Source organism: Kribbella catacumbae DSM 19601 (assembly GCF_000372465.1).
In the GTDB taxonomy this organism is placed as follows: Bacteria; Actinomycetota; Actinomycetes; order Propionibacteriales; family Kribbellaceae; genus Kribbella; species Kribbella catacumbae.
This window is the reverse complement of the sequence record NZ_AQUZ01000141.1, coordinates 1-1,298: the sequence shown is the minus strand read 5'-3', so window position 1 is coordinate 1,298 and position 1,298 is coordinate 1. Positions and strand designations below refer to the sequence as shown.

Here is a 1,298-nt window from a genome sequence, read left to right as displayed (position 1 = left end):
GGGTGTTCTTGGTCGTTCACCCGAGACCTACCACCAGGCAGGCCTCAGGTGGGGGACCGCCACCTCAAGTTCCACGAAGACCGGGACAACCTCCGGCGGCGCCGATGGAAACAGTCCCGTCCTGGTCGTTCGCCATCGCGGTGTGTTCTGGGCGGGCGACGGCCCGGCGTCCGGCTACACGGTGGGCCCCGGCTTCATCTCGGAGCAGAAGTACGCAAGCACCGCCGGCTCGGTCCAGGTAGGAGATTCCGGGAGCCCGGTCATCCGCTCGGACTCTAATGGCTACTTTTATGTCGCCGGTTTCGCATCACAGAGATACGGTCTCGCAGCGCCGAGCTGTCAAGCGACCCGACATCCTGGATTCAACGGCCCCTGCTACAAAGGCATGAGGTCCGTCTACGCGGACTGGGCTATAAATAGCATCGTCGGGCTGGACCTCAGGACTGGGTGAACCCTTGCCACAGAAGCCAGGAGAAGAGGCAAGTCGGCGCGCCCGCTCCGCCCGTGATCGCAACAGATGGTCCTTCAGACCGCAGTTGTCGATAATCAGCGGATAGGTCGTCCGCGCCTGGAGAAGCGGCCGCGCTAGTTGCGGCGAGGATGGCCCCGATGCTGCTTCGCGGCCAAGAACTCCCGAAGTTGCTCCCAGCCGCAAAGTAGATCGGGGCCTGACAATCGCCGTACGACACCCTGACTACCTCGCGGGCGAGTGTGTCCGGTGAACCGGACACGACTTTGTCCGTTAGACGAACCCTCAACGGACACCACCGTCGGTTTCATTTCCCCGACGGCGGTGAGCGTAGACGGTTGTCTCAGTAAGGGTGTCCGCTGACTTGTCTCACTGTCGGGGGCTATCCGTACGCTTTCGGGTCATGCCCGCGATCCGGATCGGCTATGCCCGCTGCTCCACTGACAAACAAGACCTCACAGCCCAGCGCCAGGCTCTGCTCGAGCTCGGCGTCCCGGCCGACCCGATGGGCAAGACGTTCTTCAACATCCTGGCCACCTTCGCCGAATTCGAAGTCGACCTGCTGCGGCTGCGGACCGGAGAAGGCATGGCGATCGCCAAGTCGAAGGGCAAGCTGCGCGGCAAGCAGCCCAAGCTCACCACCCGTCAGCAGATCCACGGCGTGCAGCTGCACGCCGCCGGCGAACACAACATCACCGAGCTGGCCGAGCTCTACACTATCTCCCGGCCCACCGTGTACCGAGTCCTCGAACGTCACCGCGCCAGCAGGACCAGCGCCTAGCGACCTCGTTTGCGGCTGGGTTGGGTCGGACCGGGGCGCCCTGTCGGG

The 1,298-nt window shown here is 64.0% G+C and carries 1 protein-coding gene; it reads left to right on the top strand.

What is annotated here, in order from left to right; all coding sequences use genetic code 11:
- The first annotated feature begins 872 nt into the window (after nt 1-872).
- On the top strand, nt 873-1,250 hold the full coding sequence (locus A3ES_RS0145610; RefSeq protein WP_020393492.1) for a recombinase family protein: 378 nt from the start codon (nt 873-875) through the stop codon (nt 1,248-1,250).
- The last annotated feature ends 48 nt before the right edge of the window (nt 1,251-1,298 follow it).